The 16,433-nt window shown below is 49.1% G+C and carries 16 protein-coding genes; 8 read left to right on the plus strand and 8 right to left on the minus strand.

Annotation, left to right across the window (positions count from 1 at the left end; genetic code table 11):
* Together IE117_RS04090 and IE117_RS04095 are read right to left on the minus strand one after the other, a co-directional pair.
* Positions 1–1,764 (minus strand): PQQ-dependent sugar dehydrogenase, encoded by a 1,764-nt coding sequence (locus IE117_RS04090; protein ID WP_189563053.1) that lies wholly within the window; start codon positions 1,762–1,764, stop codon positions 1–3.
* Positions 1,765–1,787: 23 nt separating this feature from the next.
* Positions 1,788–4,469, minus strand: coding sequence for a carboxypeptidase regulatory-like domain-containing protein (locus IE117_RS04095; RefSeq protein WP_189563054.1), 2,682 nt, complete (start codon positions 4,467–4,469; stop codon positions 1,788–1,790).
* Positions 4,470–4,975: 506 nt separating this feature from the next.
* Here IE117_RS04095 and IE117_RS04100 point away from each other — a divergent pair.
* Together IE117_RS04100 and IE117_RS04105 are read left to right on the plus strand one after the other, a co-directional pair.
* On the plus strand, positions 4,976–5,785 hold the full coding sequence (locus IE117_RS04100) for a hypothetical protein (RefSeq protein WP_189563055.1): 810 nt from the start codon (positions 4,976–4,978) through the stop codon (positions 5,783–5,785).
* A gap of 396 nt (positions 5,786–6,181) precedes the next feature.
* Entirely contained in the window at positions 6,182–6,319 is a 138-nt protein-coding gene (locus IE117_RS04105) for a hypothetical protein (protein WP_189563056.1), read from the plus strand.
* 30 nt (positions 6,320–6,349) lie between these two features.
* Here IE117_RS04105 and IE117_RS04110 read toward each other — a convergent pair whose 3' ends face one another.
* The 3 genes from IE117_RS04110 to IE117_RS26200 are packed head-to-tail and all read right to left on the minus strand — an operon-like array spanning position 6,350 to position 7,523.
* Positions 6,350–6,577 (minus strand): hypothetical protein, encoded by a 228-nt coding sequence (locus IE117_RS04110; RefSeq protein ID WP_189563057.1) that lies wholly within the window; start codon positions 6,575–6,577, stop codon positions 6,350–6,352.
* Positions 6,578–6,579: 2 nt separating this feature from the next.
* A complete protein-coding gene (locus IE117_RS26195) occupies positions 6,580–7,005 on the minus strand; it encodes an IS1595 family transposase (protein WP_229580290.1) in 426 nt (141 codons plus the stop codon).
* The gene (locus tag IE117_RS26200) at positions 6,981–7,523 is read right to left on the minus strand and encodes a transposase (RefSeq protein WP_229580292.1); all 543 of its coding nucleotides are present in this window, start codon (positions 7,521–7,523) and stop codon (positions 6,981–6,983) included. Before IE117_RS26200 ends, IE117_RS26195 begins: the two co-directional genes overlap by 25 nt.
* A 147-nt stretch (positions 7,524–7,670) precedes the next feature.
* On the opposite strand from IE117_RS26200, the gene IE117_RS04120 reads away from it, so the two are divergent.
* Entirely contained in the window at positions 7,671–8,516 is an 846-nt protein-coding gene (locus IE117_RS04120; protein ID WP_189563058.1) for a hydroxymethylglutaryl-CoA lyase, read from the plus strand.
* A gap of 34 nt (positions 8,517–8,550) precedes the next feature.
* On the opposite strand, the gene IE117_RS04125 is transcribed toward IE117_RS04120, so the two are convergent.
* Positions 8,551–10,110, minus strand: coding sequence for an Rne/Rng family ribonuclease (locus IE117_RS04125; protein WP_189563059.1), 1,560 nt, complete (start codon positions 10,108–10,110; stop codon positions 8,551–8,553).
* 134 nt (positions 10,111–10,244) lie between these two features.
* Between IE117_RS04125 and IE117_RS26205 the strand changes: the two genes are divergently transcribed.
* Complete coding sequence (locus IE117_RS26205) at positions 10,245–10,418, plus strand: hypothetical protein (RefSeq protein ID WP_229580673.1); 174 nt, start codon at positions 10,245–10,247, stop codon at positions 10,416–10,418.
* Between the two features lie 53 nt (positions 10,419–10,471).
* Here IE117_RS26205 and IE117_RS04130 read toward each other — a convergent pair whose 3' ends face one another.
* Positions 10,472–11,311, minus strand: a complete 840-nt coding sequence (locus IE117_RS04130; RefSeq protein WP_189563060.1) for a tetratricopeptide repeat protein — start codon at positions 11,309–11,311, stop codon at positions 10,472–10,474.
* A gap of 30 nt (positions 11,312–11,341) precedes the next feature.
* On the minus strand, positions 11,342–11,716 hold the full coding sequence (locus tag IE117_RS04135) for an HU family DNA-binding protein (protein ID WP_262893087.1): 375 nt from the start codon (positions 11,714–11,716) through the stop codon (positions 11,342–11,344).
* Between the two features lie 86 nt (positions 11,717–11,802).
* Between IE117_RS04135 and mutY the strand changes: the two genes are divergently transcribed.
* From mutY to guaB, 4 genes are all read left to right on the plus strand, one after another.
* Complete coding sequence (gene mutY / locus IE117_RS04140; RefSeq protein WP_189563061.1) at positions 11,803–12,885, plus strand: A/G-specific adenine glycosylase; 1,083 nt, start codon at positions 11,803–11,805, stop codon at positions 12,883–12,885.
* Between the two features lie 108 nt (positions 12,886–12,993).
* The gene (locus tag IE117_RS04145; protein ID WP_189563062.1) at positions 12,994–13,497 is read left to right on the plus strand and encodes a single-stranded DNA-binding protein; all 504 of its coding nucleotides are present in this window, start codon (positions 12,994–12,996) and stop codon (positions 13,495–13,497) included.
* A gap of 11 nt (positions 13,498–13,508) precedes the next feature.
* Positions 13,509–14,828: a transporter associated domain-containing protein gene (locus IE117_RS04150; RefSeq protein ID WP_229580305.1), complete on the plus strand. Its 1,320-nt coding sequence runs from the start codon at positions 13,509–13,511 to the stop codon at positions 14,826–14,828.
* A 47-nt stretch (positions 14,829–14,875) separates the two neighbouring features.
* Positions 14,876–16,348, plus strand: a complete 1,473-nt coding sequence (gene guaB / locus IE117_RS04155; protein ID WP_189563063.1) for an IMP dehydrogenase — start codon at positions 14,876–14,878, stop codon at positions 16,346–16,348.
* Positions 16,349–16,433 lie beyond the last annotated feature (85 nt).

Here is a 16,433-nt window from a genome sequence, read left to right on the forward strand (position 1 = left end):
TTATTCCAGATACGCCTTCACAATTTTTCTGATCTTCCCGTCACCCTTCGTCATCAGGTACATCTCCTGCTTAAAGGGATCATAGGCAATCCGCAAATCGAGACGCGGTGTGGGGACCATCTCTTTCATAGAAGTGACTTTGCCGTCTTTGACGACAAACATCTCGTATACCGTATGGTCGTTCAGGCCTTTGCTCAAATCCAGGTACAGCAGTCTTCCCCGGATGATATCACCAAAGACGAATTTTTCGCGTAATGCTTCAAGCGGGCCATCGTACACGTAGCCGCCGATAATGGCATTGCCGTCGGTATGATCGTACTGGGCGAACGGGTCGCGGAAAGGTCCGGCTTCGCCATCTGGTAAGGGTTTGGGAGATTTTAGATTTTTGAGATCCAGCGCGTAGTTGCCTTCCCGCACATTCCAACCGTAGTCCTGGCCTTTTTCGATCACATTGATTTCTTCCACATTTCCCTCCCCAACTTCGGTTTCAAGCAACGCGCGGCCCTGCGGCGAGTTCCACCAGGTCAGGTGATGCGGGTTGCGAAATCCGTACGCCCAGATTTCCTTACGAACTTTCGGGTCTGGGTTATCATAAAAAGGGTTATCAGCTGGAATGCCATATTTGCCATTGGGGCTGTTACGGCCCAGCGGATCGATGCGGATGATCGTCCCCAGCAGCGAGCGGAGGTTATGGGTTAGCTCAGGGTGCTTGGCAAGGGTTGCACCCCCGTCACCCGTACCGATGTACAACATTCCATAGTCGGGATCGCCTTTTTTCAGGCCAGGTGTGAAACCGATGTCTTGGGTGCCGTGGCCGGCGCCGGGTACATTGATGCGCAGTAGTTCCCGGTGATTGCCCGCAAATACGGGCGCGTTCACATCTTTGAGTTGCCATTCTGAAACTACCCACTGCAACTTCAATTGTACGGAATCGGGATAGGAATAATCAGCATACTTGCCCGTTGGCTTTTCGGCGTACGTTATGTAGATCAACCCGTTGTCCAGGAAGTCGGGATGAAAGGCGAAACTACCAAGGCCCGTCCCCAGGCCAGGTTCGGTGGCAAAATTGTCGATCAAAGGCCTGATGTCCAGGAAGGTATTGACTTCGCCGTTTTTGATCCGGTAAATAAGCCCATTCTGATCACTAACAAACTGAGTACCGTCGCCAGATGGATGAACCCGCATGGTAGCGATGCGGGTGCGGGCTTTTTCCCTGTCGCTGGAAGCAGGCATGGTCACGTAATCTGCCAGCTCGATCCGCAACGGACTGGCCTGAATGGGCTCAGTGAAGCGCTTGACTTTGACTGCTGCCACCTCCACTTTCAGAGGAGCGATATTCTTGGACTTTGTTTCGTGGTCGACGTAAGCGATGATGGCTTTAATTTCCGCTTCCTTCAAATACTCGAAAGCGGGCATCACCAGTTTATATTTTTCAAACTGCGCTACTGCCCTGGGCTCACCCGATTCAATTACTTTGGCGGGATTCTGAATAAATGCCAACAGTTCTTTCTCCGACCATACTCTGGTGATCCCCCCTAGCCGAGGGCCAATTCCCGCTTCCTCGATTTCGTGACAGGAAGAGCAATTCGTGTCGAATAGTTCTTCGCCATTGGCTATCGAAGCCAGCTGATCGTCCGCTGGTTGGGCAGGAATTGTGGTTGCCGTGTTGCCGGAAGTTGGCGGTTTTGTCTTACCCCCAGCACAATTGAACAAGAAGAGAAAAGAGACAATACCAAAGAGAAAGTACAGGGTCTTAGAAAGCATAGAGATAGCCGGGTACAAATTATTTATTCATTCATAATTAATACGGACGCCGCCCGTACTCGCTTACCTTGTAAAGTAAAGCCTTCAACCAGGAAACGATAAGAGCCAGCGGGCAAAAGCGGCATATAGCCCTCCGTGATACCAACAGGGGAGAGATTCAAGTCTGGCAGCCAGATCACACTCGCCGGACGATCAGCCGTTGGTAGGGTAAATCCTTCAAGCGTGATTTGTTTCGCGCCGGGCTCCATCTCTGCCAGCGTACTCTCGGTGGCTGCTCCCTGTTTGGTAAAAATCGAGATGACTCCACCGTAACCGCGCATCCCGAGCATAGGTTCGGCGCGGGTCAGTACTTCCACTCGGTCGATCGACGTGGGCGAGATGGAGGCAATTTGGTTGATGTCTTCGAAAGGCACGCCATCTACCAGAAAGAGGGGGGCATTTTTATTGGAGGAGCTAAAACCCGCCGAAGTACCACCCCGGATATAAATTTTTAGCTTTAGAAAGCCGTCTGGATCGTAAGCCTCTCTGATTTCCAGTCCCGGCACACGCCCCTGCAACGAGATTAAAAAATTACTACCCATCGCGGCCTGCAAATCTTTGCCTTGTACGGTATAATCAGGCTGTTTGTACACCCTGGGGAGAGGCGGTGTCTTCCTCGCCTTGACCGCCACTTCGTTCAACTGAATTGCTTTCGCCGAGTAGTCGGTATCGTAGGTAACCGCAATGGGCTGCGGCGTCGCTGCGGTCGGGAAGTCAGGAGGCGATAGGGCAGGAGCAGGCAGAGGCGAGCCCACTGGGTCAAGGGCGATGTCGCCCGCGGGCTTGCCCTTGGCGTTCATGGCTTTTACGATCACTTCCTGGGTACCCTGAATAGGCAGGTCACTAAACCGAAAGCTGCTTTCCGCATCGGTCAGGCTCATGAAGCTAAGGCCCTGGCGTGGTACGATGAGCAGTACCTGTGCGTCGGCCACGGGCTTGTCTTTCCTGCTGATGACTTTGCCTGTCAGGTTGACGCCACGTTCCAGCGAAAAGGGTATTTTTTCGGGAAAGTCGTAGGACTCGGTTACTGGGTTGGTCGTGTTCTCGGGATAAACCAGCGGTGTGGTGGCCTCATTCAGCACGCTTAGGTTGATCGTCGATAATTTCAAATTTTGCGAATTGAGTCTCCATCGCAGCGTGGTATCGCGCCGGGTAACGGTCAGGGATAGCAGCGTGTCCGTGGAAACGGGAGTGGTGATTGGTTTTTCCGAAAGTCCGATGATAGGCAGCCATTGTATACCAACAATTTCCTGACCGAAGTTACGCATCCATTGCGTGTGCATACGTACCATATACATACCCGATCGCAGTGTGTCAGGCAGGGGAATCTGCCCCTGAAAATTGCCGTCCTTAATTACCCAACGTTCGGAGTGAATCAACTTTTTGGCAGGATTGAAAAGCTCGATTCTTACCAGACGGCTCAAAGAATCCTGGTAGGTTGGGTTGCTGTACCGCATCCTTCCGGCTACGCTCACTTTCTGGCCGGGGCGGTAGTAAGGCTGGTCCGTGCTAAAAAGTGGTAGTTCTAGCCAATCGTCGCCTGTGCGTTTGGTGCGCGGGGCGCGTTGGGCGGCGGAGTAGTTTATGGGAAGTGTCTCGGCCATGCGCAGGTTAGCCAGATAACCCGACACCGACCACTCCTGAGGATTGAGCAGCAGCCCATCGGAATTAAAAAGCAACGGTCGCCCGGTGGTTTCGATCCAGGAAACCTGGGCGGGTTTGTCACGGTAAATGGCAAACTTTCCACCCTCAGTACTCGCGCTATGCAACTCGAAACGACGCGGCAACTGGATTTGATGTCTGCCATTAGTACCAATCACTAGTGTGTCAAGATCGAACTGAGAAAGTCTTTTAACCTGATCCTGATAAAAGAACGTACTACGGTTATGCGGGTCGGCCCCCGGCTTGTCTAAATAGGCTTCATAACCAGCCTTGGCGGCCTTTTGCTCCGCCAGATTCTTGAATAGATGTACCTCTGAGCCAAAAAAGGTTCGCTCTCGATTAGCTTTCCACTGCTCGGTTTCGATGGCGTTGGCCGCGATTAGCGGTTGGAAGGACGTCAGGCCGCTGTAAAAAGTCTCGTCGCCATTGAATTTAAATGAACGTAAATCATACAAGACTTTATAGCCCAGATAGCGGTTTTCAATCTCGATGATCTGGTCGGACTTAGCGGTCAGCGTGTTGCCATTCTCCTCTAACTCGATCACCCATGGATTGATGATTTTACACAGCTTAGCCGCTTGGCTTTCCCCGAAAAATACCCTGGTGAACGTTTCGTATTGCTTCTCCCAGGCCTTGTCGCGCTTAGCCGTTACTTTCACTTCCGCCAGTTCCCGCCCGTCAGATTTTAGCCTGACATCAATTTTGGTATTGATGCCTGGCTGCAAAGTAACGGTTTGGTAATACGACGTGTACCCCACCACCCGCACCGCCAGTGTGTAGCGTCCCGCCGGAACGTTGGGCAGCGTGTAGGTTCCCGCAGTATCGGTGTCGGTGGCGTAGGTCGTGTTGCTGAGATAGACCGAGGTGAAAGGTAGCGGCTCAGCGGTTTCGGCATCGGTGACGATGCCGCTGAGGGTTTGGGCGGAGATGTGTTCTCTGCAAAGAATAACTGTTGCGATCAGCAAGAGCAGCCGAAACAGAAAAAAGGAGTAATGTTTTTTCATAATGAAATCGGCGATGAATCAACCTTTGAATTGATAAATTTGGCTATCATTTGCTTGGACTAACCTTCTCTATTTTGATACGACTGCGACAGCGTTCATCAAAGAGGCTATCCACGAAGAAAAGCCTAAAATCACCCTCCTTGATAGATTTTTCACCGGCTTGTATTCTCAAAACAGCCAAGCACTGAACCTGGTGTGTGGAACGATCGGATTACTTTTCTAATTCTTGGGGTAGCAAATTGCAATAAAAGTATAGGTAATGATATACTTGACTGACCCAATATTGGTTAACGGGTTAATAGGTTGCGCACCAATATAATAATTCCTTCTCCTCAATCTATGAGGGAATATTTCAGATCGCAAAAATCATCATTATAGTCCAATATCTGTGGTGACGAATTTTTGTACAAAAGAATTTAAAAATATTTCCTTGTATGGCTTGTTTGTGTGTGTTAAAAGAGTTTTCTTTGTGTGCCTAACAAGCATTCACGATACCTATCAATCATATGGACACACTTAGTAACGAAGAGGACCGCGTTAGGGCTGCTAAGATTAAGTCGTTCAAGGATAGCTTAAAATCGTCCACAGAGCTTTATGATCGTCATCTAGACGATCTTGAATCTATTGGAAAAGAGTATGTTATCAAACTGCGCTCTTGTCAAGAATACTATACGAATATTATCATTTATAGGGAGCTTATTAAGGATTTGGGAGTAGATGTTGCGGAAACAGTAAGAGAGTTCAGTCCTCTGTTAATCGAAGTCGAGAACCACAATGCAGTACAAGAGTTTAAAGATAAGCTCGGTATTACAAACGAATCTACTATTATTGATGACAATAATAGTAATGTTAGCGGTGCTAGTGTAGATGAGACAAACAATAGTGCAGATGAAAAAGCAAGTAGTGTCGCAGAAATAGAAGAGCATAACACAGCGAATAACGATAACGAGGAAGAAGCTCCCAAAAGAGTAAGGGGTGTTCAACAATACGTTCTAAAGATACTGAGTGAGGCTACTAGATTATTAACGACGCAAGAAGTTTCGGAGTTAGTGTATAAGAAATTTGGAAAAGGTATATCATACACTAGTATCACGAATAGCTTAAGTAGATTAAGAAAGCCCGAACACGATAAGATAAGGAGGTCCGTTGGTGAAGATGGCGTTAGTTATTATGGAATAGTCAAATGGTTTCATCAGGACGGTACCCCAAAACAAGAAATTCTACAATCACTAGTAGATAGTGAAAATGTGGAGAAAGAGAGCGAAGAAACTCAGGAAACAAAAATTGCTGAGTTTGAATTAGCAGCAAGGCAATAACCAAAGAAGGCCACCCACAATAGGGTAGCCTTCTTTGGTAAAGATACTGATCTAGAAAGACTTTGTGTAGGTGTTCCGAGCAACGGAACAGGATTCCAAACCCTGTTCCGGGAGTCACTCAACAAAGGGCTTGGCTTCCAAAACCAAGCCACTTTCTAGATCATTGAAACCGACTTAAGAGTACTTTGTGAGAGTGAGCCATAGAGACGGAACAGGATTCCAAACCCTGTTCCGGGTGTTCACTTGGCAAAGGGACTAGTGTCCATAGCTAGTCCGACTCTTAGGTCTTTCACAGTCTGCTAAGCAGGTTGCCGCCTGAATTAGCAGGTACTCGGTGATAGCTCCCACGCCGTAACGTTCGGGACACCATCTATTCACACACTAAATCACACTTCAATGTCACGTAAAAAAGACAAGTGCGATTGCGGAGAGTACATCTTCGTCCGATACATTACTGTAAAGGGCCGAAAGGTGTATCCGAAGTCCCCTAACAAGGTGTTTCGCATCTGCAAAGATCGCCTGAAACGCCCGTAACGGGACACTAGCGGGGATGGGTGGGAGTACTCACCCCCGCTTTTTAATTTTCTGTCTACTATTCCTTTTTGGAGTTCCTGATTTAACAATTTCAACCATTGTCTTCTCAAAGTCCTCGAAAGAAATTTCTTCTATATCCTCAGTCTTAACCTTTTTTACCTTTTGCTTCTTCTGCTTATCCATCGTTCTCAATAGCATAAGCACTTTAAATACATCTTCTACTTGTGCAAAGTAGCGAACTAAATCTACACGATGCAAATTTATTTCGCTTCGTAAATCAGTTCCTTATAATTCAATCTGCCATCTAATTTACCAAGAACGTTCTTGAATCGTTCTCCATCCCGAACTTTCCGAGTATTGTATCTATTCGCATACTCTCCCACATACTGATCTAAGTGTTTCACACTAGCCCAGTGATTGATTCCGTTTATACCACGCTTAAACAACGACCCAAAACCCTCGATTGTATTAGTGTGAACATCACCGTTTACATACTCTTCATGTCCATGCTTAACAATTGCATGATTGAAGTGCTTGATTAGTCCAATATACGCCTTCCACTCGTCGGTCATAATGCTTGCGCCAATTGCAACGTGTTCTTTAATGATCGGTTGGATCGGTTGTAGTGTCTTAGAAGAAGCACCGCTCACGGTCATTGCAACTACCCGACTACCGCGCTCCACCATTCCAAGCACAGGTGTTTTAACCTTTGTACTACGCCCCTGAGTACCCAATGTTTTTTGCTATTGTACTTGTTCTTCTCTTTGCTGCCAACGTAAGTCTCATTCACTTCAACAATACCTGCTATTGGTGAATCAAACGACTTGATCTTGAGCGCAAATTTAAGTCCGTAGAGCATGAACCATGCCGTTTTTTGCGTTATGTCAATATCCCTTCCAAGCTGATGAGAAGAGATGCCCTTCTTGTGTCTGGTCATAATAAAAGCCGCCGAAAACCACTTTTTGAGCGGAATCTTGCTATCCTCAAAAATAGTACCCATTCTTACGGTATATTTCTTGCGACACTTGGCGCATTTGAAATCACCGTTTGAAAACTGATAAGACTTGGTATGTCCGCAATGCTGGCAAATAGGACTACCTTTCCAGCGTAAATCAGCAATATATTTTTTGCATAAAAGTTCGTTGGGAAAACGCTCGTCCAATTGGTTAAGCGTTAGTTTTGGAGTAGTAGATTTACGCGGCATAATTTCTAGTTACTATAATGTAAATTATGCTTATTAACTGACTAATAACCAAATTATTAGATCAAAAATTAACAAACTATTTTGGGTCAGTCAAGTATATTATCACCTAAATATATTATCAGCTAAGATCACGATTAATAGAGCCCTATGAAACTCATCGAATGTCCCCGTGATGCCTGGCAGGGTCATCACCCTTTTATTCCGACGGAGCAAAAAATCCGGTACCTGAATCTGCTGCTGCAGGTAGGTTTCGAAACGCTCGATTTCGGCAGTTTCGTTTCGCCGAAGGCTATGCCGCAGGTCAGTGATACGGCGGAAGTGGTAGAAAGACTTGATTTAGAAACTACGGATACCAAACTACTGGCAATCGTGGCCAATGAGCGCGGGGCGGAGCAGGCCTGTACGTTTGCCCAGATCCGATACCTCGGCTATCCTTTTTCAATCTCCGAAACATTCCAACTCCGCAATACCAATGCCAACCTGAATGAATCGGTTGAGCGCGTGAGGACCATGCAGAAGCTCTGTGAAGAGTCTGAAAAGGAGTTGGTAGTTTATATCTCGATGGGCTTCGGCAATCCTTACGGTGATCCATGGAGCCCCCAATTGGCAGAACAGCGGGTAGAGGAGTTGGCTCAGTTCGGGGTGAAGATCTTTTCATTGTCCGACACGGTGGGCGTTGCCCATGCCCACGACATCCGCTCCGTTTTTCAGAAACTCATCGCGGCACGCCCGGACCTGGAATTCGGGGCTCATTTTCACACGACGCCTCACGCATGGCGGGAAAAAGTGCAAGCTGCATATGAGTCGGGGTGCCGTCGGTTCGACGGGGCTCTGCTGGGCTATGGCGGCTGCCCGATGGCACAGGACGATTTGGTGGGAAACATGCCCACCGAACGGCTGCTCGAATTTGCTGACGAAAAAAAAGAGCTTCCCCCAATCGACCAGAAGGTTTTGGGGGAAGCTCTGAACTATTTCAGACAAATTATCGGGTAAAAAGCGTGTGTACTTTTACCCGGTTGAACCTGGTCTAACTTACATGTACTTCAATCACTTCCCCAAATTTATTGTGGAAGGAGAATTCAGTGATTCCAAGCGAACTATCTTTGATTAGATTGACCCAGGTTTTGTACTCAAACAGCCATTTGACCTGCGGCGAAATAAACCCTTTGGTAAAATAAGCGTGAAGGAAGGGGTGCAGCGAAATGCTGATGCCGCTCTCGTTCTGTTTGGTCAGGATATAGTCGAGATTGTTTTGGATGACATCCGTTACCAGAATACTGGCCTGGATGGTGCCCGTGCCTCCGCAGGTAGGGCAGGTTTCGCGGGTCACGATGTTCATCTCGGGCCGCACCCGCTGCCGGGTGATTTGCATCAGGCCGAACTTTGAAAGCGGCAGAACGGTATACTTGGAGCGTTCGGGTTTCATTTCCTCCCGCATGATCTCGTAGATCCGCTTCTTGTTGTCGGCCTTCTTCATATCGATGAAGTCAACTACAATAATACCGCCCATATCGCGCAGTCGCAGCTGCCTGGCTATTTCCTTGGCCGCTTCGGCATTTACACTGAGTGCTGTAGCCTCCTGATCTTCCTGGCTGTTGGATTTGTTACCACTGTTCACGTCGATAACGTGCAGGGCTTCCGTATGCTCGATAATGAGGTAACCACCCCCCGGCAAACTGACCGAGCGTCCGAACAGTGACTTGATTTGTTTTTCTAAGCCAAACTGTTCAAATATCTTGTTCTTGCCATTATGCAGTTTCAGGATATTCTCCTTCTCGGGAGCAATCGTGTGCAGGTAGGCTTTGGTATCTTCAAAAACATCCTGCGAGTCAACCGTAATACTGTCAAATGACTCGTTGAGCATGTCGCGGATGATCGAAGAAGCACGATTCATCTCGCCGATAATGAGGTCGCGGGGTTTGGCGTCACGCAGAAGTTTCATGCCATTTTCCCACTTTTCTACGCAGGTACGAAGGTCGTGATCAAGCTCCTCCACGTCATGGCCCTGAGCCACTGTCCGTACAATTACGCCAAAGTTATTGGGCTTGATCGACGCAATGAGTCGCTGCAATCGGGTGCGTTCCCGTCGATCAGTGATTTTTTTGGAGAGATTGACGCCATTGGAAAATGGCACCAGCACGATGTAGCGTCCCGCGATAGAGATATCGCACGATAAGCGTGGACCTTTGGTGGAAATGGGCTCTTTCACGATTTGTACCAGGATTGGTTGATTCCGTTCCAGTACCTTATCGATTTTGCCCTGTTTTTCTATTTCTGGTTCCAGCTTGAATTTGCTGATATCACCAGAATTGGTTCGCTTGGCGATAATGTCTTTCGCAAACTTATTAAGCGAGTTGATGTTGGAGCCCAAATCCAAATAATGGAGAAAGGCATCTTTTTCATAGCCAACATCGACAAATGCGGCGTTGAGTCCGGAAACCATTTTCTTTACCGTTCCGAGATAAATATCCCCAACGGTAAAGTTGTTGTCCGGCGTTTCTATGTGATATTCGAGAAGGCGTTTATTCTGCAAAAGGGCTATACGTTCTCCCTTTTGAGTAGAATTTATTACTAATTCGTTACTCAATGTCTAACCAAAATGAATGGTTTTTAGAGGTGGACACTCAGCGAACAAATGACTATATACCAGCATCGTAACCCAACCTGATTAAGAGGGCCGACCTGGAATCAGGCGTACGCGAGAGAAAAAAGATAGGGGAATTGAAAGCAAAAAAGGTAGAAGCGCGGAAGTATTGGATCCGCGCTTCTACCCCTTATTTACTTCTTCTTGTGCCGATTTTTTCTCAGGCGCTTCTTTCTTTTGTGCGTCGAAATCTTATGACGTTTTCTTTTCTTTCCGCAAGGCATAATGTTTTGATTAAGAGTGATGAATGATGAGTGATGAATGATGAATGACAACTACCTCATCATTCATCACTCATCATTAATTAATTTATCCGCTGCTCCAATTCGCCTATGGCTTGCTGGATGACGGGGTCTTTTTCCTTTTGCTTCACATCGGCGAGAACTTTTTTAGCCTCATCGGTGCGTCCCAATTCTACCAGGCATACGCCCAAATAAAATTGAGCCTTGGTATTTTCGGGGTGGCTTTGCAGGATCTGCTCAAAACGCCCTACCGCTTTGGTGTATTGGTTGGAGCGCATCGACAGGATTCCCAGATTAAACAAGGCCAGTTCGTTCGTTGGGTCAGCGTCGAGTACTTCGCGCAGGAGCATAATGCCCTGCATCGGCGAAGGTGTATTGACATAGGTCATCGCCATATTGGCTTTGGCCGCCAGTAAGCCTGGATTTTGCTCCAGTGCTTTCTGATAAAAAGAACGCGTTTTTTCGCCCAATCCACTTGCCTTCTTCTCTTCTGCCGCAAACCCGTAGGCTTGGTAGTAACGATCTCCCGCCCGTAAATAGTTCTCCAGGTCTGGCCGCAGCGCGGCAGCTTGTCCGGCATAATAGGCAGCGCTGTCAAACTTCTGGTACTTTCCGAACACATCGGAAAGCTGACTGGCGGCCGTAGCCTTTTCGTCAGCCGTTGCTTGTTGATACTGCCCGCGCAGGGGAGCTATTTCCGCTTCCTGCTCGGGTGTGAGAGCGGCATTGGTGTGGGTGTCGCCCGGTACTTCGGCTTCCTCCCCGCCATCAGCCGATTGCTCTACCGATTGTCCGCTGACCGAATCCTGGTCTTTGGTGTTGACCACTACTCTGGGTAGACTGTACAGGGTTCCCACCAGCGCAAGAGCCAAGATAGAAACCAGTAATATCGTCCTTTTCATAGTGGGTACACAAGAAAACTTAACTGAAAATTATTTTTCAACGGCGTCCTTAACGCTGTCGCTGCTTTTTACTTGTTCAACGAAAACTTTGGCGGGCTTGAAGCTCGGCACGTAATGCTCGTCGATAATCATGGATTCACCCTTAGAAATATTCCGGGCAACTTTGCGGGCCCGCTTCTTGTTGATGAAGCTGCCAAATCCTCTTACGTAAAGATTCTCGCCATCGGCCAGGGAATCTTTAACTACGGTAAAGAAAGTCTCGAGTGTTTGCTGTACGTCAGCTTTCTCCACTCCTGTCTTGTCAGAAATCTGCGCGATTACGTCTGCTTTAGTCACAGTATTAGGTACTTTAAAGTGTATATGGTTTGTTAACTCTTTTCCCCACTTTGAATTTTGGGAGTACAAAGGTAGGTTAATTTTGCCAAAACATAAAAGACATATTCACTCATTTTTTCTATAATCCACTAAAAAACAGTCGATAAAGCCACTCCATGCCTGCCAGCTCCGTTCATAAAGACGCCACTTTCAGCCAGAAACTCATCCAATGGTACCACCGCCACCACCGCGACTTGCCTTGGCGACAGACGACAGACCCATACAAAATTTGGCTATCGGAAATAATCCTGCAGCAAACCCGGGTCGTGCAGGGAATGCCCTATTATTTAAGGTTTGTGGAAAAGTACCCTACGGTGCAGGACCTGGCCCGTGCCGACGAGCAGGACGTGCTGCGGCTGTGGCAGGGACTGGGATACTACTCCCGCGCCCGCAACATGCACTATACCGCCCGGCAGGTGGTAGGAGAGTTTGGAGGCAAATTTCCCGACAGTTACTCAGGGCTATTGAAGCTGAAAGGAGTGGGGGAATACACTGCCGCCGCGATTGCATCCTTCGCGTTCAATGAAGCAGTCCCCGCGGTGGATGGGAACGTGTACCGGGTGCTGGCCAGGATTTTCGGTATAAAAACCGACATTATGCACAGCTCGGCCAAGCGTGAGTTTACGGCGGCAGCCCAGCGGCTGATCCCCGCCGACGACCCGGCTACCTTCAATCAGGCCATGATCGAGTTCGGAGCCATTCAATGCCAGCCCGTCGCGCCTGATTGTTTGCTTTGTCCTTTCAATGAGTCCTGCTATGCCTTCGAAAACGGGATGCAGAGTTTTTTGCCGGTGAAATCCAAAAAAGCAAAGGCCAGAAACCGATACCTCAACTACCTGGTGCTGGAAAAAGGAGGCCTAATTGCTATGAAAGAACGTATCAAAAAGGATGTTTGGAAGGGATTGTACGATTTTCCCATTATTGAAACCTTGCAGGAAGCCCAGGCGCCAGAGGACTTGGCGGGCGAAGGAGGGTTGGAATCTCTGATGATGGCTGGGCGACTGATTGTTCCCGATAAAACCTACGTACATTTGCTCTCCCACCAGAAACTCCACGTAAAGTTCTGGCAGATTAAGGTTGAAGACATGGGAACTAACGTACTGCCCGATGGTGTCTCTTTCTATAATGAGGACCAAATCGACGCTTTGCCCAAGCCAATCCTGATCGATACCTTCATCAAGGAACAATTTTTTTCCTAATTTTAGAATTGATAAAGGGAAGTTTGGACAGAGGCCCTTAATCGCGCAAGATTTTGGAGAGATCCCACTCCATTTCTTAATCCTAAACAATTAAATTTTGAATCAACTATGGCTGGCGGCGTAAACAAAGTAATCCTGATCGGAAACCTGGGGAGCGATCCCGAAGTGCGTTATCTGGACGGCGGCTCGGTAGTCGCGCGTTTCAATATTGCCACTTCGGAAACCTATACCAATAAGGGTGGGGAGAAAATCGAACAAACCGAGTGGCACCGTATTGAACTCTGGAACGCGTTGGCCAAAGTAGCCGAAAAGTACCTGCGTAAGGGCAATCAGGTGTATGTAGAAGGTAAAATCCGTACCGAAAACTGGACTGACAAGGAAGGTCAGGCCCGTACGAGTATTTCGATATTGGCCAACAGCATGACCATGCTGGGTGGCAGTGGCTCGGGCGGCGGATACGATGGCCCGGGGGAGACTTCCAGCCCTACGACCAGTCAGCCTGCCGGTATGTCTGGCTCCGGCACTCCTTCGCCAACCAATTCCACCAAAGCCGTTGATCCCATTCCTCCGGCCCTGGCATCAGACGGGGACGACGACGACCTCCCATTTTGACTTTATAAACTTTGAAAGAAGACACTGATAGCGACGACCCGTCCCGACCGTGGGCTGGAAACGGGCGACTGTTCAACAGTCGGAATTTCGTTTTCATGGCCCTGCCCCCTTCAAGCAAATTTATTCTGGACGCCTGGCCGGAGGTGCTGACCTTCGCCCTCCTGTTTGCAACGGCACTTTTTCTTTCGGCTTTGCGCGCAGCCTATGGCGTCACTTCCACGTCAGATGCTTTTTGGGAACGGAGAAATGCCGCCGAGACTCCTTCCCTGGATTTGCCTCAAAAACTGACACTATCCCTTCTACAGCGAATTGCCACACTTGCCGCTTTCTTGTTGGCAGCGCGCCTTGCGTGGGATGCCACCCGGATTCCCGAGTTTGCCCCTTACGTTTGGCTGGCCCTCGTGGTGTTGGTACTATGGCTGTGGCTCGACGCTCTGGTGCGTTTTTACGCCGGACACCACGCCGTTGGATTCACCCAAAAATTCCACGGAATGGTGAGGCCTGCGATGAAATTTCTAACACCCATAAATAGCGCTCTTACCCGCCTGGGGGCGGCCTGGGGGATTCTCCTCCCTGATGAAGGGCAGGGAAATGCCGATAGCCTGGACTCGGAAGCGGAAACCGAGGAGGAGCGCGACTTGCTGCGCGGCCTGGCCACCTTCGGACAAACGACTGCCCGCCAGGCCAGTCAGCCCCGGCTGAATATCACTGCTGTGGACGTGGAACTTGACTTCCACGAGCTGATGAACAAAATAAATAAGTCGGGTTATTCCAGAATTCCGGCCTATGACGATACGCTCGATTCGGTTGAGGGAATATTGTATGTAAAAGATCTCCTGCCGCACTTGCATCGCGATGAACATTTTGCCTGGCAGAAACTACTGCGCAAGGCGTACTTTATCCCCGAAAGCAAGCGGCTCGACGACCTCATGCAGGAATTTCAGAACCGCCGCGTGCATATGGCCATTGTGGTGGACGAATACGGCGGCACCAATGGACTCATCACGCTGGAAGATATTATTGAAGAAATCTTCGGCGACATCAACGACGAGTACGACGAAGCCGAGGAAATCAAGTATACCCAGGTGGATGAGCGAACGTATATTTTTGAAGGAAGGGTACTTCTCAACGATTTTTGCAAAATCCTGGGATTGGAGTCCGATTATTTTGAAGATGTACGCCGCGCCAGCGAATCCCTGGGCGGGTTGCTGCTCGAACTTTTCTCGCAACTACCCCGCACGGGAGAGGAGGTGAGCTACGAAAACCTGACGTTCAAAATACAATCGGCGGATAAAAAGCGGATAAAGAAAGTTCGGGTGTTGGTGGCGTAGTTTTTTCTATCTAATTTTGCCCTGCAAATAACTACTACTTATTTGCGATGACCCACTTCCCTTCCAAAGTCCTCTACGAGGCACTCACCTACGACGACGTCCTGCTGCTACCTGCCTATTCCGAGGTACTTCCGCGCGACACCAGCACCGTCACCCAACTTACCCGTAACATCCGGCTTAACATTCCTCTCATATCGGCGGCAATGGATACCGTGACAGAGTTTGAACTGGCTATCGCGATGGCACAGGAAGGGGGAATCGGCATTATTCATAAGAACATGAGCCTGGAAGCCCAGGCCGAGCAGGTCCGGAAAGTGAAGCGCTCCGAGAGCGGAATGATCCTTGACCCGATCACCCTCCGTGAAGATGCCAACCTTGGCGACGCTCAGCAAATTATGCGCGAGTTCAAGATCGGCGGCATTCCGGTCGTAGACAAAAACCGCAAACTGGTGGGAATCCTAACAAACCGTGATCTTCGCTTTCAGCGTGATCTGGGGCGTCCGGTCACAGAGATCATGACCACCGAAAACCTCATCACGGCCTCCGAGGGACTTTCGCTGGACGATGCCGAGTCGATTTTGCAGGAATACAAAATCGAGAAACTACCTATCGTTGACGAGAACTACCGCCTCACCGGACTCATTACGTATAAGGATATCCTAAAACGCAAATCGCATCCGTTGGCCTGTAAGGACGAGTACGGTCGGCTTCGTGTAGGCGCAGCGGTGGGCGTCACGCCCGACCTGATTCAGCGCGTGGAAGCACTGCTTAAAGCGGGCGTGGACGTGGTAAGCCTCGATACCGCCCACGGCCATTCACGCGGCGTGATTGATGCCGCCAGAGCCGTCAAAGAAAAATTCCCAAAACTCGACCTGATCGCCGGAAATATCGCCACGGGCGAAGCAGCTACGGCTCTCGCTGAGGCGGGCGTAGATGCCGTGAAAGTGGGCGTCGGGCCGGGTAGTATTTGTACTACCCGCATCATCGCGGGCATCGGAGTACCACAGCTATCAGCCGTACTTTCTGCCGCCGAAGCCCTGCAAGGCACCGATATTCCGATTATCGCCGATGGCGGTATTCGTTACTCGGGTGATGTGGCCAAGGCGTTAGCCGCTGGTGCCAGCACGGTAATGATCGGCTCGATGTTGGCTGGAACCGACGAAGCTCCGGGCGAAATAGTGATTTACGAAGGCCGGAAATTCAAAGCTTACCGCGGCATGGGTTCCGTAGAGGCCATGGAAGACGGCTCCAAGGATCGGTACTTCCAGGACGCCGAAGATGATGTGAAGAAACTCGTTCCCGAAGGCATTGTGGGTCGCGTGCCTTTCAAAGGAAAAGTCTCCGAAATTCTTTATCAGATCGTTGGTGGCGTGAAGGCAGGCATGGGCTACTGCGGTGCGGGTGATATCCAGGCTTTGCAGACAGCCAAATTTGTAAAAATCACAAGCGCGGGCGTTCGTGAAAGCCACCCGCACGATATCATGATTCAGAAGGAGGCACCGAATTACTCAGCGCGGTAGAGGTAGTATTGAGGTAGTTTCGGGTTGCCGTTTCCAGTCAAGAGGCAGGGTAGTATTCAAGAAAACAAAAGTACCAGCATGAATG

This window comes from Persicitalea jodogahamensis (assembly GCF_014651615.1).
In the GTDB taxonomy this organism is placed as follows: domain Bacteria; phylum Bacteroidota; class Bacteroidia; order Cytophagales; family Spirosomataceae; genus Persicitalea; species Persicitalea jodogahamensis.